The sequence below is a fragment of the uncultured Hymenobacter sp. genome, from assembly GCF_964242765.1.
Lineage (GTDB): Bacteria > Bacteroidota > Bacteroidia > Cytophagales > Hymenobacteraceae > Hymenobacter.
This window is the reverse complement of sequence record NZ_CAXTBM010000022.1, coordinates 45,270-67,886: the sequence shown is the minus strand read 5'-3', so window position 1 is coordinate 67,886 and position 22,617 is coordinate 45,270. Positions and strand designations below refer to the sequence as shown.

The following is a 22,617-nucleotide window of genomic DNA, read 5'->3' as shown; positions in this document are numbered from 1 at the left end:
AAATCAGGCTGTATTCGGCTAGGCCGTGGAGCAGGAATTCCATCAGAAACCACATGGTTTCCTTGTCTTCGTTGGGGTGCAACTCCTTCACGATGTCGCGCAGGCCAGGCACTTGGTCGAGGGCGGCGTGGTAGTCCTTGTCGGAGGCATCGTGCAGCATATCGACGGTGTTGCCGCTGCCGAACCATTCCTGCACCGTTTTGTAGGGACTAGGGCGGGCTTTAAGCTTCTTGGCTTTGTCGGGGTCAGGGAAGTAGTTTAGGAACAGCGTGCGAATGGCTTTGCCCATCAGCTTCTCGGCCACAATGCCGGCTCCCTCCTGCTCACCCTCGTACACCAGTTCCACCTTGCCGGTTACAGCAGGCACAGCCGAAATAAAGTCACCTAGACGTACGTACGTTTTCTTGTCGCCATTGATGAGGGCGCGCCGCTCGGCACCGGCCACTACCTGCTCGTAAGCCGAGATGGTGAGGCGGGCTGATACGCCACTTTTGGCATCCACAAACTCGGAAGCGCGGGCTTCTACGGCCACTTGCTCCACCAGATCGTGGATGATTTCGTTGGTAGTCACTAGGCCGCGCTGCTCTTCTTTGATGCGGGCTTCCTGCTTGGTGATGCGCTTGCCGATTTCAATGGATTTCGGGTAGTGCGTGATGATCTGCGCGTCAATCCGGTCCTTGAGCGGCGTCACGATAGAGCCGCGGTTGGTGTAGTCCTCGGGGTTGGCCGTGAACACAAATTGCAGATCCAGCGGCAGCCGCACCTTGAAACCACGAATCTGAATGTCGCCTTCTTGCAAAATATTGAAAAGCGACACCTGGATGCGAGGCTGCAAGTCGGGCAGCTCATTAATGACGAAGATGCCGCGATGCGCCCGCGGAATCAAGCCGAAGTGAATTACCCGCTCGTCGCTGTACGGCAGCTTGAGGGTAGCTGCTTTGATAGGGTCGGCGTCGCCGATAAGGTCGGCCACGGATACGTCGGGAGTAGCTAGCTTCTCGGTGTAGCGCTCGTCGCGGTGCATCCAGCTTACGGGCGTGTTGTCGCCGTGCTCGGCTATCAGGTTTTTAGCAAACACGGATAGCGGCTGCAAGGGGTCGTCGTTTAGCTCGGAGCCTTCGACCACCGGAATGTACTCGTCGAGCAAACCCACCAGCAAACGCGCAATGCGGGTTTTGGCCTGCCCCCGCAAGCCGAGCAGGTTGATGTGATGACCGGCCAGGATGGCGCGTTGCAGGTCCGGAATAACGGTTTCCTCGTAGCCATAGATGCCCGGAAACACTTCAGTCTTACTTTGCAGCTTGGCAATCAGGTTGTCGCGCAGCTCTTGTTTAACGGAACGTGGCTGATACCCGCTGGCCCGGAGCTGGCCCAGCGTACGAATAGATTCTTGTTTCATCGGGAGTTGTGACGGGGGTGTATAGGCCCCAAGTTGTTTAACCGCTTAGATGCGGCAGAGGTTCAGGCGAAATGCAACTAGTGATGGCGCCGCCACCAGCTAAGTTATGTCACATCATTATGTGATAGCTATTTAACGATAGACTATGTAGTCTTGCAATAACGGAAAAGTTGAAAGCGAGATGAGAAAAGTTACACGTGTAATTGGTATCTGCGTGGCGACTGTGGCCGTGCTCGTAGTAGCTCTGGTTTTGTTTATAAGCGTGCGCGGCGTCCCGAACTACACCGTGCCAGCGGTGCCAGCTCAGGAAGTGGCGGCAACGCCAGCACGCTTAGCCCAAGGCGAAAAGCTGGCTGTGGCCATGTGCGCCGATTGTCATCTCAACAAAACCACCCAGAGCCTGACAGGAGGCCTACTCAACGATTTGCCGCCGGAGTTTGGCAAGATCTACGCCTCCAACATCACGCAGGAACCCACGCACGGCGTCGGCCAGTGGACTGACGCCGAACTAATTGCGCTACTCCGCACCGGCATTGGGCGCGATGGGCGCTACCGCTTAGTGATGCCCCAATTCGTGCATATGTCGGATGAAGACATCAATAGCTTGGTGGTGTTTCTGCGCTCGAATCATGCTTGGGTGAAACCAAAGACGGTTGCCACTCCCCCACAAGAACCGTCGTTGCTAACTAAGGCACTGACGAATACCGTGATGAAACCCGCCCCCCTGCCTACGAAGGCTATTGTAGCGCCTTCTGCTGCCAACCCCGTAGCGCTAGGCCATTACCTGGTAACGGCGCGCTACTTATGCTACGATTGTCACTCCCAAAATTTCCAAACCAATAACGCTTTGGAACCAGAAAAATCGGAGGGCTACCTCGGCGGCGGCAACGAGTTTATCACCACCGATGGCAGCACCATCACCTCCCGCAACTTGACCATGGACCCTGAAACGGGCCTTGGCGACTGGACCGAGGCAGAATTCACTCGCGCCGTAAAATACGGCCTGTCCTCCCGCCGACCCGTGCGGGCGCCTATGCCCCGGTTTTCGGTGATGAGCGACGAGGAAGCGCACGCCATTTTCGCTTATCTGCAAACCGTACCGCGAATCAAGCGTCCTACTTCGGAAGCCAAGGGCGCAGTAGCTGCCCAATAAGCTATAAGTGAAGAAGCTGGTCTTCCTCCTTCATGAAAGAGAAAAACCAGCTTCTTCACTTGCTCGGCTACCGCCCTAGAGCGTCTTCCGCCGGTTGCGCTTGTAGTCCTCGAAAATCATGTGGCCCAAGCCTTTCAACGACGAGTAATAGGCCTTGCCTTGATTGACTTCCGTGAATTCATTCACGAACTGCTTCAGATACGGGTCGGAGGCAATCATGAAAGTGGTAATGGGCACCTTGAGGCGGCGGGCGGCAGCCGCTAGGTTCAAGGTTTTGTTGACCACTTTGCGGTCAAGGCCAAAGCTGTTTTTGTAGTAACCGCCAGCCGGTTCCTTCAGGCAAGTGGGCTTACCATCAGTAATCATAAAGATCTGCTTGTTCGGCGTTTTGCGCTTGCGCAATAAGTCTAGGGCCAATTCCAGGCCGGCTACCGTGTTGGTGTGGTACGGACCGACTTGCAGGTACGGCAGGTCTTTCACCTCGATCTGCCAGGCATCGTTGCCGAATACCAGCACGTCGAGCGTGTCTTTGGGGTACTTCTGCTTCACCAGCTCGGCTAGGGCCATGGCCACTTTCTTAGCCGGCGTGATGCGGTCCTCGCCGTACAGAATCATGGAGTGCGAAATGTCGATCATGAGCACCGTGCTGGTTTGGCTTTTATGCTCGTTTTCGCGCACTTCCAAGTCACCTTCGGCCAGCATAAACTCATCCGACAACCCGTGGTTGAGTTGGGCGTTGCGAATGGATTCGGTCATCGAAATCTGGTCGAGCGAGTCGCCGAACCGGAATTCGCGCATGTCGGTGCTTTGCTCGTCGCCCTGGCCGGTGTGCGGGGTGCGGTGGTTGCCCTGGCCGGATTTTTTCAGCTTGCCGAAAATTTCTTCGAGCGAGCTTTTGCGAATTTGCTGCTCACTCTTGGCCGTGATGTTGAAGGCACCTGCCTTCTGCGGATCTTCGTCGATGTAGCCTTTCTTCTTTAGGTCTTCGATGAAATCCCCCATCCCGTAGTCGTCATCGGTGAGGCCGTACTGCTTGTCGAGCTCGTTGAGCCAGGACAGCGTTTCGGCCACATCGCCCGAAGTGATGGTGATGAGCTGCATGAATATCTTAAACAAAGAGTCGAAGCCTTTCTCGGGCGACTCCTCGGGCACGTAATCTTGGAAACGGAAGCCTGCGGACATAGGAAAGAGATTGAGTTGTCAGAACAACGGACGGGGAAAGTTAGTTTTTCGTTTGTCGTTGTTTGTGTTTCAAGTTACACGATGTAGCATCAGCACAAGATGAACTTCAGCTTCTAATGAGATAATGAGACGGTCCCTGGCTAGGCTACGACGAACCACCAATGAAATTCAAACTATAAACCCTTGATCCTATGAAAGCAATTTGGAACAACACGGTCGTGGCCGAGAGCAATGACACCGTTGTGGTTGAAAACAACCACTATTTCCCGGCTGACTCTGTTAAAAAAGAGTTTTTCGAGGACAGTATTGCGCACACCAGTTGTCCCTGGAAAGGGCGAGCCAGCTACTACTCGCTTCGCGTGAACGGCGAGCTAAACAAAGATGCCGCCTGGTACTACCCCGAGCCAAAAGAAGCGGCACAGCAGATTCAGGGGCGCGTAGCGTTTTGGAAGGGCGTACAGGTAACTGCCTAACCCTCAAGGCTATATTGCCATAACTGCAACCTACTGTTGAACTAAACGGTAAATGCGGTAGGGCGCCGGCTCGAAAGTAGGCGGTACCCTACCGCATTGTTATGAAAGCGCCTACTGTTTCACTGCTCCTGGTTTTGTTAGCGGCTTGCGATGCCCCTCGGGCCACCGAGGCGTCGGACCCGGCTACCTTGCGCGCAACTGCCACGCCTACCCCCGCGGCCACTCCGGTTAGCTTTCGGAAGGAGCTGCGTGAGGGCAACCACCGCTTTGTGCTGCAAACCACCGGCAAGGGCGCGCAACGGCTGATGGAACTACGGGTGGAAAAGAACGGTCGGGAGCTGCTTACCAATACGCAGGCCGTGGAAGGCACCGTTGAGGACGCCGTTGCGACCAATCTTAACAACGACGATTCTCCGGAGCTGCTAGTTTTCATCACCGACGCGGGCAGCGGCTCCTACGGGCAGCTTGTGGGCTACGAGTTCAACAGCCAAGGCCGTCGCACCCTTTCACTGCCCGAACTTAGTGGTGTTGCGGCCAAAGGCTACCAGGGCCACGATACTTTCAAGGTCGAAGGCCAGGAGGTGGTTCGCACTTTTCCGGTTTATCTTGACGCTGATCCCAACTGCTGCCCGAGTGGCGGACAACGCGCTGTGCAGTACAAATTGCCAGCTGGCAGCACTGTATTCAAACAAGTTAACTATAGGAATCAAACGCGTTAGACTTGTATTGCAATAAACCTAGATTATTAATAACAAATCTTCGTATACGCATTCTACAGCAGATTTTTAATCGAGTACAGCACTTGCTAAAGACAGGTGTTTATGTGTTTAGAATTTGTATTCCAGATAGAATATAATATCTTGCGCCAATATTTTTGAAGTGCCGAATCAGACAGCCTCGAAGAGAAAACACCGGCCACTTACTGCTTGACTTCTATCCTGCTACTCCCATACCCATTAAGGGGCTTGTACGCAAACCAAACTTACTTCCACGTCCACTCTTCCCTAATCATATTATCATGAAAGCACGTGTTCTAGTGTTACTTGGCGCCTCGGTTGTGGCAGCCACTGCCTGCGATTCGTCGCGAGGTGTTGTTGAAGACACTTCAACTCAACTGTCGACGGCGGAAAGCACGGTGGCTACTGAGCCCGTTAGTTTTTCCCGGGACCTGACGCAGGGTGAGTCTCGCTTTGAAATTCGCACAACCGGCTCTTCTGCGCAACGGCAGCTTACTATCCGCTCTTACCGCGGGGCCGCTCTTACTACCGAACCCGTGCGCCTCGACATCAACGGGGCCGTACGCGAATCTGTATCGGGTGACTTGAACGGCAATGGCAAGCCGGAAATCTACATTTTCACGGACGCTTCCACTGCCAATGGCGGCTTCTACGGCTACGAATTTTCGGAGCGCGCCTACACGCCTATCACCGGCCCCGGCCTGATTACGGGGCCTGCGGCGGTGGGCTACGCGGGCAAAGACACCTACACGCTGAGCGGCAACATGCTCAGCCGCACTTTTCCCGTGACGGATGGCACTGCTTCGGCTTCGGCCACAGCGCCAGCCACTACGCCTAGCTCGCGCACCATCACCTACAAACTCGATCCAACCGGCAAATGGGTGATGGGCCAAGTGATGGATGGCCAGCCGTAACAGCCAGAAGTAGAGAAGGAAAAATCCCCCGTAGCACTGTTGCTACGGGGGATTTTTTGCGTTCCAGCAGGTGCTATTACGCCTTACTCAATCCACTTGAACTTGTACTCCAACTTCGGTACGGGCATCCGGTCGGCCACGCGGCGCAAGCGGTTAGGCAAGGCCATGATATAGTCGCGGGCTTTTTCGGCAGCGCCGTTGAGCTCGGTCATTTGGTCGATTTTCCAGGTGTTGATTAGACCTTCCAGAATGTCGGTGTAGTCTTGGCTGGTGTAGACGCCGAGGCGCTGGGCGGCATCGGTGAAGTGCCCGAAGGTTTTGCCCATCTCGACGCCTAGCTCCCGCATGTAGTGGGCCGGCATCACAATTTTCTTGCGCATCATGTCCTCGAAGGCCAGCATCATTTCCGACTGGTCCACTTCGAATATTTTTTCTACAAACGTCTGGTACACGCGGGCGTGGCGGGCTTCGTCGCCGGCAATCATGCCGCAAAGCTTCGATAAGGAAGCGTCGCCGGCTTTGCGGGCCAAGGTGCCCACGCGGCGGTGCGAGAGGTTGGTAGCCGCTTCCTGGTAGCTGGTATACACAAACGCCCGGTAGGGGTCGTGGGCAGTGCCGAGGTCGAAACCGTCGGCAATGAGGTGCTGCGTACTGGCCTCGAACTCGCGCATGTTTACGCGGCCGCTGAGGTAGAGGTACCGATTGAGCAAATCGCCGTGACGGTTTTCTTCGGCCGTCCAGCCCCGAATCCACTGGGCCCAGCCGTTGTCACGGTCACGGTCCAAGTCATCAAGCTCGTGAAACCACGCCTCGTAGTTGGGCAAGGCCTCTTCGGTGATGGTATCGCCGATGAGCACGGCCAGCAGATCGTAGCTTAGCTCGCCGGCCCGCTCGCGCAACAGCTTCACCTCGTCGAAAAAGGTATCGAGCCGGGAATCGGGCAAAAAGTCGGAGGGCTGCCAGCTATCATCCACGCTCTTCAAAAACGAGCCAAGGTTTGCGCGTAAAAAGGGTTCGATGTGTTTCAGAACCTCACTGCGGGAAGTGACGGTGGCAATCATGGTGAGTAGGAAGAAAGATGCGAGAAGAGAGCGTCAAAGGTATATATTCAGTACCCTCAAATACGCGGAATAAATTCACCAGGACAGCTATAAAATTTTGTCCTGCGCTTATTTCATTGTTTTCTCACGGGTTGATAATAGCGCAAGGTATCGATTACCGCAGTAAATGCCTTTGGTTCGGGCGCCAGTTGCGTTACCGGCGAGTCCTTGATTCTGAGCTGCTTGTTTAGAACACGAGCCCCACCCGGAGTAAGCAGCCAACGCACCCGCGAACTTAATCGTGCTAGGCGCCGCATACTTTCTGCGAAGTTGCGGGTGCCGGTAAGTTGCCGCCGCCACGCGGCTTGCGAAGGATTGGCAGTGGTCCAACCCGAGAGCATCATCATTTTAGCGGGGTGCGGCTCGGGGTTGCGAAACGGGCTAGCCGCCTTATAGGTGGCGGGCAGCACATCGGTAACGAGTAGAATATTGGTTGGCAAGGTGGCCGTGAGTTGCGCCCGAAGCTGTTGGTTGTGGTGGCGCTCGGCTAGCAATACGGTGCGGCGGTGCCAGGTTTTGTAGGCATAAGGGCCAGCTGCTACTGCCAGCGCCAGCAGCACGAGGGCGAGCGGACGAGCGGGCGGGATTGGCTGGGTATCGCGCAGCACATAAAGCAAATTGCTGAGTGCCCAGAAATCGAATAGTGGCAAACCCACCCGAGGCGGCAGCTTCAGCGCGATACCCAGCACCAATAGAAGCCCCACATAGCCTGCTTGCGTTAGCCAAAACCACCGCCGCTGCGGCAGGCTCCGGGTAGTAGCCACCCAGACCAGCAGCAATGCCTGTAGCAGCAAGAGCGGAAAATAGTCGCGCACCAGTAAGCGCAGCATCACCTGCACCTTAAGCGGCACGATGGTGCCCAGAAACCAGCTCCACTCGTACTGGGTGGCCCGCCGGAACATAGCTTCGTTGACAAGGGTGGAGTCGGCCATCATCCAATGGGCTACGGCTTGCAGGGCCAAGCTATCGGGGGCGGTATGAGGCGTGGGGCGCAACAACTGGTAATCATTGAGATGCGCTTTCGGCACGTCCAGAGCCGCCAAGGCTTTGGCTTGTGGACTGCTTGCCATGGCCAGGACTCCGGCGCCCACACCGGCCCACAGTGCAGCAGTGAACAGGATGGGCAGCGCCCGCCGGCCACTTAGCCAATAAGCCCCCGGCGCAGCCAGTAGCAGCCCCATCAGCGCCGGGCTGGGCCGAATCAGCCAGCTAAGCCCAAATGCTGCCACTGCCAACAAGAAAGCGCCCAGGCGTTGAGGCCGCTGGGCCGCAAAGAGTATTCCGGCCGCAGTCAGCAATACCGGCACCCGCACATAGTTGAACCAAAGCCCGTGCTCCAGCCAGGCCACCAAGAAAAATAAAACAAGCAGCCCCGTAATCTGGGTGGGCGGTACCCGCCCGGTCAGTAATTGGTCGAGGACCGAGAAAACCAGAACAGTGGCTACATAGAGCAGAGCGTAGAGCACCAACCCAAACCACGGTAACCCAGGGAAAAGCTGATACAGGCCGGCCAGTACGGCGCTTACCCCATGAAAATACAAGTGCAGATTGGTGACGGGCGCATCCGCCGCAGTGCCGCGCAGCAGCAGAATAATAGCTGGGTCGTCGTTGGTTTCGAAGTAGCAGCCCAGCCCCCAGCCCGCCCCCAACAGCAGCAACGCGGGCAGCAACACTCGCCGGAATAGTTGGGGAAAAGGCAACAAGTGAAAAAGTAGCAGTTAAGTTGGGGAAGGAAGGGCTTTTCGCGCTGGGTGGCCAAAGCTAAGTAAACGAGCCGTGCGAAGCAGGCAAACCGTATGTTAAAGGCGGTAGCGTACCCCTCTGCTGCCGCACTTTGCTCGTTTACCCACCCCCACATCACCTCATCCGATTTCACCACCTTTGTTGGCGTGAATCAACGTTGGCTTTTTCGTCTGCCCCATCTGGCACTAAGTCTGGTGCTTGGTTTTACGGTGGCTTTCTTTGCTTTAACGCACGAGGGGCTCTACGACCTCGACGACCTGCTGTACGCCCGCTACGCTCACGCGCTGGCTACCGGCACGTACCGCCCCCTCCCCGACCCGCAGCACGTATTCCACGACCCATTGCAGGGGCGGCTGCTGGTTTTTGGACCGGTAGCGGGGCTTTACCGTTTGCTCGGGGTTACGATTATTAGTACTACTCTCTGGCCACTGCTCTGCACGTTGGGCTGTGCCGTTGTTATTTGGGCGCTGTACCGTCGGCGCGAACCGGTAGTAGCCGCCGGGGCTACGGTGCTGCTAGGGTTGCACTACTTCACGCTCAACCTGAGCACCTACCTCTACCCCGACAATGTGCTTATGTTTTGGTGTTTAGCAGGCGCGGCCGCGCTGCTCACTGGGCGGCGGCTTGAGCAGGGGCGACCCGCAGTTTGGGGCGCGGGGTTTGCCGTGCTGAGCTTTGCCGCGTTGCTCAGCAAGGAAACCATTGTGTTTTACTTGCCTTTCTACATCGGACTATTGGGCCTGGATACGTACCGACGGCGCCACGGCCGATTCTGGGTGGCGGCTTTGGCAACGGGTGGTGTGATGCTGGGAGCCTACCTGCTGTATTATCAACTGCAAACCAATGACCCACTCTACCGCTACCACGTCATCGAGCAAACCAACGCGTACATGAGCGACGGCAACTACGTGCAAGGCCGCCGGGGCGCTTTGCTTGGCCGCGTAAGCTGGGAGCCGCTGTGGTTCTTTGTGGGTACTGGCATCGGGATAATGCTGGTGTTGGCCGCAGCGGCCCTACCAACCCACTGGCGCGCTACCTCAACCACCCCTGCTGCCCCAACCACCGACACCCAAACCGACGCACTCTACTGGGTAACACTGGCGGCCACTACGCTCGTGTTCTATTGGTGGGGCAGCACGTCGTTGCACACGTACAATCCTATTTCCCTTCAGCCGCGCATGATGACGCCTCTGCTGCCACCGCTGGCTGTGGCGGCTGGCTTTGGGCTGCGTGCCTTCTGGCAAACCGGGCACGGGGGCTGGCTACTTGGCGGCGTGTTGCTGCTGTTTGCCGGATGGCTGCGTAGTGCGGTAGCCATTCCGTATGGCCTGCTCGGGTTGCTTTTCCTGGGCCTGACACTTGTGCGACAACAGATACCTGCGCGCTACCGGCCGGGCACGGCGGGCTTTGCGGCCTTGCTGCTCTTGGCATTAGCCGCGGCGCTCCTGGTGCGGCCCGTGCACTTCATGCGCAAGCCTACCGTTTCCTCGCACTTCGCCCAAAACCGAGTGTTGCAGGCGCAGCTACAGGCTGCAACTCGAGGCGTAGTGTTCGTAGACGAATTTCTTCTGCGCACCCACGACTTTTATTATAGCTTCCGAGTTCCCCCAGGGCTGCGCTTTCGCAGCTACCTCTCCCGCGACTCGGTGCGGGTACTGCCGGGTGAGAAAGTCTGGCTGCTCCTCAACCGCAGCACCCTCACCAACGAAGAACTCACGCGCAAGCTCATCCGCTACTCCCCCGACTCGGTAACAACGTGGTTCCCTCAACGCAAACTAGTAGCGCAAGACGGCAAAGTGGAGCTGTATGAGGTTGTCAGGTGACACCTCGTGTCCCTTCCGCTTTAAGCCAAGAGAAGTGGCTGACTGTAGCTAACACCAATCAGGCTTGCCAAAAACGCATTTCCAGCGAAATACGCGTAGCATCGGCGTTTAGATTGACGGCACCGCCGTGGAGCAAGTAGGGCGAGAACAGCAGCACTTCCTCGAAACCAGGGTTAGGGCGGATAAGCGCTAAAGGTTCTGGAGCACCCTTCACGCCGGGCACCGTGTAGCTGATACCATTATAAACGGCTCCTTGTTGGGTGCGCTCGGTCTGGTTTTCGGGCCACCAATGGCTGCCGGGAATTAAGCTTAGGGAAGAATCGGTGGTGCTGCCCGCTACGGGCACGTAGATGTTGAGGCAGTTGTCGTAGTCGGGTAACCACACGTCCCGGTGTAGGGGATTGTTGTCGGAGCGGCCGGGCCGCACGATGCGCAGGTGGAAAATGCGGGCGTCGTCGAAGGGATTGTGCGCTTGCACGGGCCGGCCGCATAGCTCACCTACCCTGGCTTCCAGCAAGGCCGCGGGCACCGGCAGCCGGTCGAGCGTGTATTCTTTCGTCGTATTCACTACGGCCAAGTGCCGCGCTTGGTCGTCGCCGACTACACGGTGATACTCACTGACCGGAAAATCGGGGGCAACCGGCATACCCGCGCCTCGCAGCGCCTCCCGTACCAGTTCGGCCAAGCCTTCTTGCAATTGCTGCTGCTCAACCGGGGCCAGAAAAGGCGCAACAATGTAGCCCGCGTCCGTCCAGGTAGTACCGGCCGTAAGGTCGAGGCTGCTGGCCAGCAGCACCCGGTTTTCGCCCGGGTTGCTTTCCCCTTCTATCTGATAGGTAACGAGATGCTGATTGACGCTAACTTTCATTGATGAGCAATTTAAGGCTCGCAAGATACTAGGACGACTTGACGAACCATGCAATTCCTTTCTCAGTCAACACGAAGTTCGCCTTGTGGTTCAAGCCAAGGTTGATGCAATTGCCCACGTTGTTAAGCAGCCGCGTAGCGACTCAAGGTTTGTAGCTGAGTGGAGCATATTCCCTTCTCGCTCAGCTTTTCGCCCACAAGCGGCTCCACTGCCCTAGCACCCAATCCAGCGGCTGCTGTTTGCCGGTTTGCCGGAGCAGTTGGCAGAGAGTGGCGGCATCGGTGTTGCTACCCCAGCGGATAGCTTGGCGCATTTCCCAGCGCAGACGCACGGCCAGGGCATCCCACTCGTCGGGCGTTTCGCACAGGTGCAGGGCTTTGCGGCAGGTTTGGATGGTGGAAGCTAAATGCGGGTCGTGGGGGCGGTAGGCCCGGCGCGACATAGCCTGCGGGTGCACCCGTTTCTGGGTGGTCACCTCATCCAGGAAGTAGAACGCCCATTTACGCGCGGCGCGTACCCAGAAGTCGAAGTCCTCATAATAGAGCGTTTCGTCGTAGCCCTCGAGCTCGTCGAGCGTGGCCCGGCGCATCATCATGGTGGGAGTGCTGATGAAGTAGCGGCGCAGCACGTCGGCGAAAACGTAGCCCGAGGCGGGCCGGGGGTGCAATCCTTGCGGGGTACGACGAAAATGGAAGCGCACGTGTCGCGAGGCTTCATCAATCAGTTCAGCATCAGAGTACACCATCCCGTAGTGGGGCGGCAACTGCTGAAAGGCGGCTACTTGCTGGGCTATCCGCTGGGGCAGCAGCACATCATCAGTCGCGAAATCAAGCAGAAACTCGCCTTGTGATAATCGGTAAGCTTGGTTGAAAGCGGCGCACAAACCCAAGTTGCGCGGTTGGGCCAAGAGTTGCCACGTTGGGTTAGCCTGCGCGTATTGCCGCATGATAGCCAGGCTGCCATCGGTGCTGGCATTGTCCACCAGAATCACCTCCAGTTTCGGGTACGACTGCGCCAGAATGGAATCCAGCGCGGCCGGCAGGAAGCGGGCGTGGTTGTAGCACAGCGCCACTATACTGACGATGGGCAGGTCGGCGGGGTCAGGCACTAAATAAAAGGTAAGCTGAAAGGAATTGCGGTGTAGCTGCGGCTCAAAGATCAACAAAGCGCCGTTGTGTTGCTACTGCGCTCCTCTGCCTATATGAACAGGGCAGTTTGTCCTTCCGGCGCAGGAGGAATCTAAGTTAAAGTCGTTTAACTAGCATACGCAGATTCCTCTCGCCGCTTGATACGCGGAATGACAAACTCTCTCCTAAATGGCGGCCTCTCAATACGTGAGTGCCCACTTTTTCAGCGCAATTCAGCGTACCTGTGCGTGTGTACTTTTGCTCGTCAAAACGATGTAGAGCCGTCCTACTTGGCGTCTCGTCGTTGAACGACTGGTTTGAACGACCTCAGCAACGAGGAGACGCGAAGTGTCGCGTCTCTACAACAGGCCACAATCCTACAAACTCGGGCCTAGCTTCTTGCTTTGGCCGGGCTTTAGATTCAGGGTGATTACCTTTTCTCCGTAGCGCACTTTGGTGGTGGTTCCTTTGAGGCTGCGGATGGTGCTATTTACCAGTTTGCCGTTTTGCCAGGCCAGGTCCACTTCAAACCCGCCGCGGGCCCGCAACCCTTTCACGCTGCCTTCTTTCCAGGCATCGGGCAGGGCGGGCAGCAGGTGAATGGCGCCATCGTGGCTTTGCAGCAGCATCTCACTCATGCCCGCAATACCACCAAAGTTCCCGTCGATTTGGAAGGGCGGGTGGGCGCAAAACAGATTGGGATATGTTCCGCCGCCTTTACTATACTGGGTGTTTTCCAGGCCAGTGAGGTGCAGCAGGTTGCGGACCAGCTTGTAGGCGTGGTTGCCGTCGTGGAGGCGGGCCCAGAAGTTGATTTTCCAGGCGATGCTCCAACCCGTGCCTTCGTCGCCCCGAATTTCTAGGGTGCGACGGGCGGCGGCAGCCAGGCTCGGCGTGGTGAGCGGTGAAATCTCGCGGCCGGGGTGCAACCCAAACAGGTGCGACACGTGCCGGTGCTGGGGCTCGGCATCTTCCCAATCCTTGTACCACTCCTGCAAGTTGCCTTTCTTGCCCACATGAAATGGGAAAAGCTGCGCCTTTTTCTCGGTCAGCGTCTTGCGGAAGTCGGCATCTACCCCGAGCGTTTCCGAGGCTTCTATTACGTTGGTGAACAGGTCCCGGATGATGGACATGTCCATGGTGGAAGCCATGGATATGCTGCCCTTCGTGCCTTTTTCGGTGATGAACACGTTTTCCGGCGACGATGACGGCGCGGTAACCAAGAGGCCATTTTTGTCGGGCACGAGGTAGTCCAGGCAGAAGACGGCGGCTTCCTTCATGAGCGGATACGCCATGCTGCGCAGGTATTCGGGGTTGTTGGTGAAGCGGTAATGCTCCCACAAGTGCTGACTCAGCCAGGCACTGCCCATGTTCCAGTTGGCCCAGGTTGGCGCGCCTTTGCCCAGGTCGCCGACGGGGTTGGACGTGGCCCAGATGTCGGAGTTGTGGTGCACGGCCCAGCCCTTGGCGTTGTAGAAGTTCTTGGCCGTTTCGCGGCCGGTTTCGGCCGTAGCGCCAATCAGCTCCAGAAACGGCTCTTGCATTTCCGACAGGTTGGTGACTTCCGAAGGCCAGTAATTCATCTGGGCGTTGATATTGGTGGTGTAGTTGCTGCTCCACGGCGGCCGGACGCTGTTGTTCCAGATGCCTTGCAGATTGGCCGCCCGTCCGCCGGGCCGCGAACTGGAAACGAGTAGATAGCGCCCAAACTGAAAGTACAAGGCCTCCAACGCCGGATCGGTCCCACCGTCGGCGTACAATTTCATGCGCTCCAGCGTGGAAAGCTTAGGCTCCGGGCTCTTGTTGAGCGTGAGCGTAACCCGGTTGAAGTAGCGCTGATAGTCTTGCACGTGGCTCCGGCGAATGGCCGCGAAGCTTTTCGGGAAGGCCTTGGTCATGGCGGCCGTAGCCAGCTTGCTTTCGTCTTTGCCATCTTGGTCGGGGCACTTGTCGAAGCCGTTGAAGCTGGTGGCGGCGGAGAGGTAGAGCACCACTTCGGTGGCGTTGCGCACGTGCAGGCCGGTGGCATCGGTGGTTACGCGGCCGTCGGTGTTGCGGGCCTTGAGGCGTAACTCGTAGCGCATACCCCGGCAAGAACCAGTAGGCTCATAAAGTACCGGGTCGGCAGTGGAGCGCACGTAGTTGGGGTCGGCGTGCGAAGGGGCTTTGCCGCGCATTACCAGCTCGTCGGAGGCGCCGGGAGCCATCGTGAACTGGAGCTGGCTTTTGGTGGTGGCATCGAAGGTGAGGCCGCCTTTTTTGCTGCTCTTAAGTTGAATAACAATAACCTGGTCGGGTGCCGACGACAGAATTTCCCGGCTGTAGCGGGTATCCCCTACCGTAAACTGGGTGCTGGCGGTGGCCTCCGAGATGTTTAAGTCGCGGTAGTAGTTGGTGGGCGGGCCAGTGAAGTCCTGCTTGATAAGCAAGTCGCCGAGCGGCATGTAAGCTTCCGTGTATAGGCCCTGCATTTTGCGGCAGAGGTCTTCGGCTTTCTTGTAGTCTTCGTTGAAGAGCGCCTCCCGGATCTGGGGCAGGTAGCTGGCGGCCGTAGGATTGGGGTTCAGGTTGGCCGGCCCACCCGACCAAAGGCTGCTTTCATTGAGTTGAATCAGTTCCTCGCCGGGCCGCCCAAACACCATCGCGCCGAGCCGCCCGTTGCCCACGGGCAAGGCCTCGGTCCAGGTGCTGGCGGGTTCTTTGTACCACAGCTTCAGATTCTGCTGGGCTTGGCTTCCCGACAACGTGCTTATAACCAGACCGCCAATCAAGAGCAATATTTTCACCTGACGCATGACCATAGAAAACCGTGCTTGATAAGAAAAACCGGTAAGCGCCGCTGTTATTGTGCTTTACCGAACCGTGAGCGGCGGGAAATTACAAGAATTTCACCGCCGCCAGTATTCCCGGAAGTACCACGCGCACCACAGCAGCAGCAGTCCTTGGCGGCCTACCCCCGCCAAAAGTGCTCCGTACAGCCCATAGCTAGGCACCAGCACTGCCAGCGCCGCCGCGTACGCCACCGCCGAACCAGCTTGCACCGCCACGTAGCGCCCCACCCGGGCCTGGGCCGTAAACACCATGATAAGGGGCCAAGCTATAAAACGGAACCAATCGGCCAGCAGCTGAGGTGCCAGCAGGTCGGCGGCCGGCGCAAAACGGGCTTCGAAGAGCAGCGGCAGCAACCAGTTGCGCAGCCAGTAGAGCAGCAGGAAGCCACCGGCCAATACGGGCACCAGCAGGCGCAACACCGTACGCACCCATTGTTGCTGGGCCGCGGGTTGGGCCGCCAGAGCTGCTAAGCGCGGGTAGTACACGCTGCTCATGACGGCGGCTAGCACCATGGTGTAGTTGTCGCTGAGCTTGACGACGGCTTGCCACAAGTCGGTTTCGGCTAGCCCAAACTGACGCACCAGTACTTCGCGCACCGCAAAATCCACGGCTTTGCCGAACAGCAGCAACCCCACGGCCATCAGCAGAAACTTGCTTAGCTCCTGCAGAGCCACTTTGCTAAGGCGCCCGCGCAGGGGCGGCAGCAAGTCATGGCGGCGGGCTAGCCAAAGGGCCGGCAGCAGCGTGGCCCCTTGCGCCAAGAGGTAGGCTAGTAAGGCCTCGGAAACAGCAGGCGTTTCTTTGTTGCTCAAGAGTACCGCGGCCACGGCCGCTGGGCCCAATACGCTCAACGTGACAGTCAGACCTATGTAGGCCCGCAACTGGCCCGCCGCTAGCAGCATAACGCCCACCAAAGCGTTCAGAACAAGCAACATAATCCCGAGCCCAAACAGCGCCAGCCACCCGGCGGTGGGCTGGAACACACTCACCAAAGGCCCCGGCACCCACCACAGCAACCCCAGCCCGAGCAGCAACGCGGCGCCATTCAACACTACTGCCGCGCCGAGCCAGGCCCGATACCGCCCGCCCGCTGGCTGTAGCGGCGCCAGATACTTCACCGCTCCTACGTGCGTGCCGTCGTTGGGTAGGGTGGTAAATAAGGCCAGCAGGTTCTGAAAATGCGCCAGCAGCGTGAGGCCGCCGGGTCCGCCGTACACGGCCAGCAGCTTGTTGAGCAGCAACGCGCCGGCGGCCCGCGCGCCCAGCGCTACCCCCGACCCCAATGAGCCGCGCACGAATTGGCTGCCGCTCGGCGCCACGGCTGTTTTGGGGGCAGATGGTGAAGCAGGTGGCATCAAGCGCAAAAGTAGAAGAGTTGAGCCAGTAGCCCTTCTTGACAATTACCGGAACATCTTAGTCGAGCTTCCACCGTACAGTAATGCGGCTTAATTTTCTTTATGGATTCCTCGACCATCACTCCCGACCAACCGCTTGCCCCTGCTGGCCCCTTCGGCGACGAGCAGCTTTCTTCTATAGCCGACCGCTCCGCCACTCAGTTAGCGCGCGAGCAGCAGGTGGGCCGGCGTCCCGGCACGCTTACCATCCGGGCAGGTTCGCTGAAGCCGCGGCTGTTTCTGCTTTCCTACGACGAGCAACACTACGAAGAGCACGAATACGCCAGCTACGATGAGCTGCTAGCCCAATTTCAAGCGCAGCCGAAGCTGCGCCACTGGATCGACGTGCGGGGCTACGACGATCTTGCCTTGCTTGAGCGCCTTATCACTGATTTTCAACTGCACCCCTTGCAGATGGAAGACGTGCTCAACGACCACCAACGGGCCAAAGTGGACACGTTCGACAACAACCGCTTGTTCATGGTGTCCCGCATGACGGAATTCACGACGCTGCTCGAAATTGACGACGACCAGCTTTCCATCTTCACGGGTCCCAACTATGTGCTCACCTTCCAGGACGATTACCAGGACTGCCTGGAACCGGTGCGGCAACGGATTCGCTCGGGCTTCAGTCAAATCAAACGTAAGCCGCCGCTCTACCTCGCCTACGCCATCACCGATGTCGTGCTCGACCACTACTACCCCACCATGGCCGCCATCGGCGACTACATCGAGAAGCTGGAAAACCGCATTCTGGAAGACCGGCCCGACCGGCGGGTGCTCAACCGCATTCTGCGGGTCAAGAAAGACATCATCCGTTTTCGTCAGCTCGTGTACCCGGAGCGGGAGAAAATTGCGGAAATCCTGCGCCAGCCCGACGAGGTAGTATCAGAGGAAATGAAAATGTACTTCCGCGACTGCTACGACCACGCCATTCAGGCCTTGGAACTGGCCGAGAGCTACCGCGAATCGGTGAGCAGCCTAGTGGATTTGTTTATGTCCAACCAAAGCAACCGCATGAACGAGGTGATGAAAGTGCTGACCATCATCAGCTCGATCTTCATTCCGCTCAGCTTCGTGGCCGGCGTCTACGGCATGAATTTCTCGCGCGAGAATCCCGACGGCACCATCAACCGTCTCAACATGCCCGAACTGTACTCCCCTTGGGGCTACATCGGCGTCCTGACGTTGATGACCTTAATGGTGGCTGGCCAGATCTACTACTTCTACCGTAAAGGCTGGCTCACAAACCGGTAGCCCTTTGCTGGTTTAGTTGCAGACGCATTTTTCGTGGATTGTCCAACGCCTCTTACGAGGTGAATGGAAAGAGAATACTGGCTCTGATTACTTCGAGAGAATTGCCGTAGTAGGATATAAAGTTGGTTCTAAAGTCTTCTTTTGCTGGTTTGATGAACTGCTTGAGCGCGGGAAGTTCATCAATGTTGATTTCAGATTTCTGCTTGCTATATCCTCCCTTCTCTTCCCACTCTTCAATAATCTTAGTTAAATAATTTTCCATGAACCTAATACTTGAAACAATTAATATTTTATTCGCATCATAATCTTTTATAAAATCTTTATCTACTGACGGAACATTTCTCCTGGTTTCGCTACGGCTTTTGAAAATCTTTGCGGGTAAATCATTTAACTCCTTTTTAAGAATTTCCAGGTCTAGTTGAATATCGTTTAGCTTTATAAGCTGTTCGTCGTACTTCGACATGCTTATCATGCATTTGTCACCGGACTTGTAATTGAAAGGCGGTGTACAGGCTGTTGCTCGTAAAACCCTGCGTATCCGTTTAGTGTCGGCATAGTACTTATGCAGCTTTGTCAGTAAGGCTTTTCTAAACTGATCCAACCCTTTTTCGGTTGCTTTGTGAGCATCGTTTCCCTTTATAAAAAACGACACGATGGTTCCTATCACAAAAACCACTAAAAACTGAATAAGAGATTTATGTATTTCCGCAATTAATGGGTCTGAAACTATTCTCGATTTGTACCATGTGTTTAAAACAAATATTAATAGTATATCAATTAAAGCAAGCACAACAATTACCTTAACCAACAAGCTCAGAGGAATTCCCTGCTTGTATGACAGCAACTTCGCTTTTTTATCTTTCTTGTATTTTTCAAAGTTAGCTATATATGCCTGCGGGATTATCTCAGCTACCGCATTTAGCTCCTTCGTTCTTTGCATTTGTTCCATAACGTTGAATTTTACAAGTACACTATTGCTTTAAATCGGTTTAAGCTTTAATATATTAATTGTAATATAAAGCCAATTTGTGTTGCCTGTGGATAGGCCATACTTTATCCTAGACAAACGCCGGTCTGCGTTTTGTGTAGCAGAAGTCTTGGTTTGTATAGTCGGCGTTGCGCGCGTGACAGGATCTTTGTGGGGTAATTAAGATTAGTTGCCATTAGGAAATCCTTCCGAAACCTACTCGTATGAGCCTCACCTCCTTCCGTACCCTCGGCCGTTCCGGCCTGGTTGTTAGCCCACTCGCCCTCGGTACCATGACTTTCGGCACACCCCGCTGGGGCTCACCCGACGAGGTTTCCGAAGTCATTTTCCAGGCCTACGTCGAGGCCGGGGGCAACTTCATCGATACGGCCGATGTGTACGCCGGCGGGCGCAGCGAGGAATTGCTAGGCGGCTACATTGCCGCCCGCCGCCTGCGCGACCAGTTGGTACTCGCCACTAAGTTTTCTTTCAACACCAGCCCTGGCAACCCGCATGCCGGCGGCAACGGCCGCAAGAACATCTACCAGTCCCTTGAAAGCTCCCTAAAGCGCCTCAGAACCGATTATGTAGACCTCTACTGGCTGCACGCTTGGGACATGGTTACGCCCGTGGAAGAAGTGTTGCAGACACTCGGCGACCTGGTGCGCGCCGGCAAAATTCGCTACTTCGGCTTCTCGGATATGCCTGCCTGGTACGCTACTAAGGCCGCCACGCTGGCTGCGGTGCACGCCATTCCCGGGCCCATTGCCATGCAGCTAGAGTATTCGCTGGTGCAGCGCAGCATCGAGCAGGAATACGTGCCTGCTGCCCGCGAGTGTGGCTTAGGCATCACGCCGTGGAGCCCATTGGCCGCGGGTTTTCTGGCCGGCAAGTACCAGCCCGAAGGCGCAGCTGCCGCCGGCCAGGGCCGTCTTACTGGTCCCAATCCGTTCGGCAATACCAAGTTCACGGAGCGTAACTGGCGCGTGCTCGACACCTTGCGTACCGTAGCCACGCAACTCGACCGTTCACCGGCGCAAGTGGCCTTAGCTTGGGCCTCGGCGCAGCCGGGTATGACTTCCCTTATCATTGGGGCCAGCAAACTCGAACAGTTGCACGACAACCTTGGCTCTCTGGAAATCCGCCTTACTCCCGAGCAACTCCGAACGCTAGACGAAGCAAGTGCGCTTGATCCAGCCTTCCCTTATGGCATTTTCACGCCTGCTGTAAACCGCAGCATTTTCGGCGGCAACACCGTGCAAGGCTGGCAATAACTGCTTTCAATTGCCCGAACCCAGAGCATACAGGCCCCTAGGCTGGAAGAAGCAAAAGCCGCCGAACTTGCCCTCGTTTTGTGTAGCAGAAACGCCGGTTTGTATAACTCGCGGCCTGGGTGGCACTCAGATCTTTGTAGAGCAACTTGTTCCCCTCTACACCTTTATTGAAACAGCATGAGTATCATCAAAAAAGTAGCACTAGGAAGCCAAGGCCTGGAAGTGCCAGTGGAAGGCTTGGGCTGCATGGGCATGACCGGCTTTGCCGGTGGCAGTGTGTATGGCCAGGCCGACGAAGCGGAAAGCATTGCCACTATTCACCGGGCCCTGGAGTTAGGCGTGACCATGCTCGACACAGCCGACATCTACGGGCCGTTCGACAACGAGCGTCTGGTGGGCCGGGCCGTGGCCGGCCGGCGCGAGCAGGCCATCATTGCCAGCAAGTTTGGCTTTGAAGTAGACGACGCTGGCACGATGAGCGGAAAGATAAACGGCCGCCCGGAGTACGTGCGCTCGTCCGTCGAACGCTCTTTGCGCCACCTGAACACCGACTACCTCGACCTCTACTACTTGCACCGCCTCGACCCCAACACGCCCATCGAGGAAACCGTGGGCGCCATGAGCCGGCTGGTGGAAGAAGGCAAAGTGCGCTTTCTGGGTTTGTCCGAAGTGCCGGGCGACATTGTTCGCCGCGCTCATCAAACGCACCCCATCACTGCCTTGCAAACCGAATACTCCCTCTTCGACCGCCGGGTGGAAGAGGAAGGCATTGTGCAAACGGCCCGCGCGATGGGCATTGGGTTCGTGGCTTACTCGCCACTGGGCCGGGGCTTTTTGTCGGGGGAAATCAAGACGCCCGACGACTTCGAGCCCACCGACTCGCGCCGTTATTTCCCTCGCTATCAAGGCGAAAACTTCTACAAGAACCTGGCCTTGGTGGAGCAGCTGCAAACGCTGGCCACTGCCAAAGGCGTGACGGCCGCCCAACTGGCGCTGGCTTGGGTGCTGGCGCAGGGCGTAGTGACAATTCCGGGTACCAAGCGCCGCAAGAATCTAGAGCAGAACGTAGCTGCCGCGGCCATCTCGCTCAGCCCGGTGGAACTGGCGAACTTGGAAGCTAGTATGCCGGTCGGCAGCACGGTGGGAGCGGCGTACCCCGAGGGCTTCTAACCCCGCTTTCAAAAGGGTCGAAGAAAAGCTTTCCGCTCGGTTCGTACCAGCGTTTGGGATTACGCTCAATCGTTCTTCGGATTTCGTTGTTCAGCTTCTGAACATGCGTTATAATCACCGGGTTGAAAACAAGTTCAGCTCGGTGAATGCGCGACCATTCTAGCCCTTCTTCGATGAGACCCTGCCCTAAAGACATTCGCGTGCTGAACACGGTGACGGAATTCACTCACTACTACGGTTTTCCGGCCCCGGTGCATCCGCTGCTCACCATCGTTGACTTGACAAGCGCCAGCCACCAACCGGCTCCGGCCCCGGCGGCGCGCAATCTGTTTTCGGTGGCGCTCAAGAAAAACCTGCGGGGCAAGGTGCAGTATGGGCATCAGTCCTATGACTTCAGTGCGGGCGTGCTCGCCTTTTACGCCCCCGGCCAATTGTGCTCAGCCGACGACAGCCAGCACCAACCCGACCTGAGCGGCTGGATGCTGGTCTTCCACCCCGACCTGTTGCTGAAATACCCGCTGGGCAAAAAGATAGCCACCTACAACTTCTTTTCTTACGAAGTGCACGAAGCTCTGCACTTATCAAACCAGGAAGAAGACTTGTTGGATACGCTGTTGCACAGCATCCGGAGCGAGTACGAGCGGCCTATTGATGCCTTCAGCCAGGATGTACTGGTGGCCCAGCTCGACGTGCTGCTCAGCTATGCCAACCGCTTCTATCACCGCCAGTTCCTGACCCGGCGCACAGCCGAGCACGACTTGCTGAGTTGCTTCGAGTCGCTGCTAACTGCCTACTTCAGGCAAGATGGCGAGCAGCCTTTACCCACGGTACAGTACTTTGCCGACCACCTGAACGTGTCGCCCGCTTACCTGAGCGACATGCTCCGCTCCCTTACCGGCCAGAACACGCAGCAACACCTGCACCACGGCCTCATAGAGAAAGCCAAGCGCCTGCTGCTCACCACCTCCCTTTCCATCAACGAAACGGCCTTTCAGCTAGGCTTCGAGTATCCGCAGTACTTCTCCCGGCTATTCAAAAACAAGACGGGCCTTACCCCCGCGGCTTTCCGGTCGTCGGTGAATTAAGGTAGGCGGAAGTCATGCAGCATTTCAGAAAAGCACCCTGGATTTCTGCGGTAGCCCGCTTGTACAGATGCCAGACATTGCGTCTTCTAGTCGAGCCCATACCGATAGACAGGTAGGCC

General features: G+C 56.8%; 17 protein-coding genes and 1 pseudogene (1 of these 18 cut by a window edge). 9 read left to right on the top strand and 9 right to left on the bottom strand.

Annotated elements, in window-relative coordinates; all coding sequences use genetic code 11:
- A pseudogene (locus ACFE7X_RS11600) lies at positions 1 to 1,399 on the bottom strand (sigma 54-interacting transcriptional regulator) (it extends 119 nt beyond the left edge of the window).
- A 181-nt stretch (positions 1,400 to 1,580) separates the two neighbouring features.
- Between ACFE7X_RS11600 and ACFE7X_RS11595 the strand changes: the two are divergent.
- Positions 1,581 to 2,552, top strand: a complete 972-nt coding sequence (locus ACFE7X_RS11595) for a c-type cytochrome (RefSeq protein WP_375435831.1) — start codon at positions 1,581 to 1,583, stop codon at positions 2,550 to 2,552.
- Positions 2,553 to 2,627: 75 nt separating this feature from the next.
- Here ACFE7X_RS11595 and ACFE7X_RS11590 read toward each other — a convergent pair whose 3' ends face one another.
- Complete coding sequence (locus ACFE7X_RS11590) at positions 2,628 to 3,734, bottom strand: VWA domain-containing protein (protein ID WP_375435830.1); 1,107 nt, start codon at positions 3,732 to 3,734, stop codon at positions 2,628 to 2,630.
- A 191-nt stretch (positions 3,735 to 3,925) separates the two neighbouring features.
- On the opposite strand from ACFE7X_RS11590, the gene ACFE7X_RS11585 reads away from it, so the two are divergent.
- From ACFE7X_RS11585 to ACFE7X_RS11575, 3 genes are all read left to right on the top strand, one after another.
- Complete coding sequence (locus tag ACFE7X_RS11585; RefSeq protein WP_375435829.1) at positions 3,926 to 4,207, top strand: DUF427 domain-containing protein; 282 nt, start codon at positions 3,926 to 3,928, stop codon at positions 4,205 to 4,207.
- Between the two features lie 101 nt (positions 4,208 to 4,308).
- Positions 4,309 to 4,926: a PliI family lysozyme inhibitor of I-type lysozyme gene (locus ACFE7X_RS11580; protein ID WP_375435828.1), complete on the top strand. Its 618-nt coding sequence runs from the start codon at positions 4,309 to 4,311 to the stop codon at positions 4,924 to 4,926.
- A 299-nt stretch (positions 4,927 to 5,225) separates the two neighbouring features.
- The gene (locus ACFE7X_RS11575) at positions 5,226 to 5,858 is read left to right on the top strand and encodes a hypothetical protein (RefSeq protein ID WP_375435827.1); all 633 of its coding nucleotides are present in this window, start codon (positions 5,226 to 5,228) and stop codon (positions 5,856 to 5,858) included.
- A gap of 83 nt (positions 5,859 to 5,941) precedes the next feature.
- Here the strand turns inward: ACFE7X_RS11575 and ACFE7X_RS11570 are convergent, their stop codons facing one another.
- Together ACFE7X_RS11570 and ACFE7X_RS11565 are read right to left on the bottom strand one after the other, a co-directional pair.
- Positions 5,942 to 6,919, bottom strand: a complete 978-nt coding sequence (locus ACFE7X_RS11570) for an acyl-ACP desaturase (RefSeq protein ID WP_375435826.1) — start codon at positions 6,917 to 6,919, stop codon at positions 5,942 to 5,944.
- A gap of 113 nt (positions 6,920 to 7,032) precedes the next feature.
- Positions 7,033 to 8,661, bottom strand: coding sequence for a hypothetical protein (locus ACFE7X_RS11565; protein WP_375435825.1), 1,629 nt, complete (start codon positions 8,659 to 8,661; stop codon positions 7,033 to 7,035).
- 186 nt (positions 8,662 to 8,847) lie between these two features.
- On the opposite strand from ACFE7X_RS11565, the gene ACFE7X_RS11560 reads away from it, so the two are divergent.
- Positions 8,848 to 10,524, top strand: a complete 1,677-nt coding sequence (locus ACFE7X_RS11560; protein WP_375435824.1) for an ArnT family glycosyltransferase — start codon at positions 8,848 to 8,850, stop codon at positions 10,522 to 10,524.
- A 58-nt stretch (positions 10,525 to 10,582) separates the two neighbouring features.
- Here the strand turns inward: ACFE7X_RS11560 and ACFE7X_RS11555 are convergent, their stop codons facing one another.
- The 4 genes from ACFE7X_RS11555 to ACFE7X_RS11540 all read right to left on the bottom strand — a co-directional run bounded on the left by ACFE7X_RS11555 (position 10,583) and on the right by ACFE7X_RS11540 (position 16,706).
- Positions 10,583 to 11,392 carry a phytanoyl-CoA dioxygenase family protein gene (locus tag ACFE7X_RS11555; RefSeq protein WP_375435823.1) on the bottom strand — a complete coding sequence of 270 codons (810 nt, stop codon included), beginning with the start codon at positions 11,390 to 11,392 and terminating at the stop codon, positions 10,583 to 10,585.
- Positions 11,393 to 11,573: 181 nt separating this feature from the next.
- A complete protein-coding gene (locus ACFE7X_RS11550; protein ID WP_375435822.1) occupies positions 11,574 to 12,500 on the bottom strand; it encodes a glycosyltransferase family 2 protein in 927 nt (308 codons plus the stop codon).
- A gap of 396 nt (positions 12,501 to 12,896) precedes the next feature.
- Entirely contained in the window at positions 12,897 to 15,320 is a 2,424-nt protein-coding gene (locus ACFE7X_RS11545; RefSeq protein ID WP_375435821.1) for a glycoside hydrolase N-terminal domain-containing protein, read from the bottom strand.
- 87 nt (positions 15,321 to 15,407) lie between these two features.
- Entirely contained in the window at positions 15,408 to 16,706 is a 1,299-nt protein-coding gene (locus ACFE7X_RS11540) for a hypothetical protein (protein WP_375435820.1), read from the bottom strand.
- A gap of 102 nt (positions 16,707 to 16,808) precedes the next feature.
- Between ACFE7X_RS11540 and corA the strand changes: the two genes are divergently transcribed.
- Entirely contained in the window at positions 16,809 to 18,002 is a 1,194-nt protein-coding gene (gene corA / locus ACFE7X_RS11535) for a magnesium/cobalt transporter CorA (RefSeq protein ID WP_375435819.1), read from the top strand.
- A gap of 52 nt (positions 18,003 to 18,054) precedes the next feature.
- Here corA and ACFE7X_RS11530 read toward each other — a convergent pair whose 3' ends face one another.
- Positions 18,055 to 18,951, bottom strand: a complete 897-nt coding sequence (locus ACFE7X_RS11530; RefSeq protein WP_375435818.1) for a hypothetical protein — start codon at positions 18,949 to 18,951, stop codon at positions 18,055 to 18,057.
- Positions 18,952 to 19,193: 242 nt separating this feature from the next.
- Here ACFE7X_RS11530 and ACFE7X_RS11525 point away from each other — a divergent pair, with 242 nt between their 5' ends.
- From ACFE7X_RS11525 to ACFE7X_RS11515, 3 genes are all read left to right on the top strand, one after another.
- Positions 19,194 to 20,243, top strand: a complete 1,050-nt coding sequence (locus ACFE7X_RS11525; RefSeq protein ID WP_375435817.1) for an aldo/keto reductase — start codon at positions 19,194 to 19,196, stop codon at positions 20,241 to 20,243.
- Positions 20,244 to 20,420: 177 nt separating this feature from the next.
- Complete coding sequence (locus ACFE7X_RS11520; protein WP_375435816.1) at positions 20,421 to 21,413, top strand: aldo/keto reductase; 993 nt, start codon at positions 20,421 to 20,423, stop codon at positions 21,411 to 21,413.
- Between the two features lie 173 nt (positions 21,414 to 21,586).
- On the top strand, positions 21,587 to 22,498 hold the full coding sequence (locus ACFE7X_RS11515) for a helix-turn-helix domain-containing protein (protein WP_375435815.1): 912 nt from the start codon (positions 21,587 to 21,589) through the stop codon (positions 22,496 to 22,498).
- Positions 22,499 to 22,617: the final 119 nt, after the last annotated feature.

What these genes read in the sequence shown, in the direction of transcription:
- ACFE7X_RS11595 (WP_375435831.1), top strand. Translation starts at nt 1,581, where the DNA reads ATGAGAAAAGTTACACGTGTAATTGGTATCTGCGTGGCGACTGTGGCC.
- ACFE7X_RS11590 (WP_375435830.1), bottom strand. Translation starts at nt 3,734, where the DNA reads ATGTCCGCAGGCTTCCGTTTCCAAGATTACGTGCCCGAGGAGTCGCCC.
- ACFE7X_RS11585 (WP_375435829.1), top strand. Translation starts at nt 3,926, where the DNA reads ATGAAAGCAATTTGGAACAACACGGTCGTGGCCGAGAGCAATGACACC.
- ACFE7X_RS11580 (WP_375435828.1), top strand. Translation starts at nt 4,309, where the DNA reads ATGAAAGCGCCTACTGTTTCACTGCTCCTGGTTTTGTTAGCGGCTTGC.
- ACFE7X_RS11575 (WP_375435827.1), top strand. Translation starts at nt 5,226, where the DNA reads ATGAAAGCACGTGTTCTAGTGTTACTTGGCGCCTCGGTTGTGGCAGCC.
- ACFE7X_RS11570 (WP_375435826.1), bottom strand. Translation starts at nt 6,919, where the DNA reads ATGATTGCCACCGTCACTTCCCGCAGTGAGGTTCTGAAACACATCGAA.
- ACFE7X_RS11555 (WP_375435823.1), bottom strand. Translation starts at nt 11,392, where the DNA reads ATGAAAGTTAGCGTCAATCAGCATCTCGTTACCTATCAGATAGAAGGG.
- ACFE7X_RS11545 (WP_375435821.1), bottom strand. Translation starts at nt 15,320, where the DNA reads ATGGTCATGCGTCAGGTGAAAATATTGCTCTTGATTGGCGGTCTGGTT.
- ACFE7X_RS11540 (WP_375435820.1), bottom strand. Translation starts at nt 16,706, where the DNA reads ATGCCACCTGCTTCACCATCTGCCCCCAAAACAGCCGTGGCGCCGAGC.
- corA (WP_375435819.1), top strand. Translation starts at nt 16,809, where the DNA reads ATGGATTCCTCGACCATCACTCCCGACCAACCGCTTGCCCCTGCTGGC.
- ACFE7X_RS11530 (WP_375435818.1), bottom strand. Translation starts at nt 18,951, where the DNA reads ATGGAACAAATGCAAAGAACGAAGGAGCTAAATGCGGTAGCTGAGATA.
- ACFE7X_RS11525 (WP_375435817.1), top strand. Translation starts at nt 19,194, where the DNA reads ATGAGCCTCACCTCCTTCCGTACCCTCGGCCGTTCCGGCCTGGTTGTT.
- ACFE7X_RS11520 (WP_375435816.1), top strand. Translation starts at nt 20,421, where the DNA reads ATGAGTATCATCAAAAAAGTAGCACTAGGAAGCCAAGGCCTGGAAGTG.
- ACFE7X_RS11515 (WP_375435815.1), top strand. Translation starts at nt 21,587, where the DNA reads ATGAGACCCTGCCCTAAAGACATTCGCGTGCTGAACACGGTGACGGAA.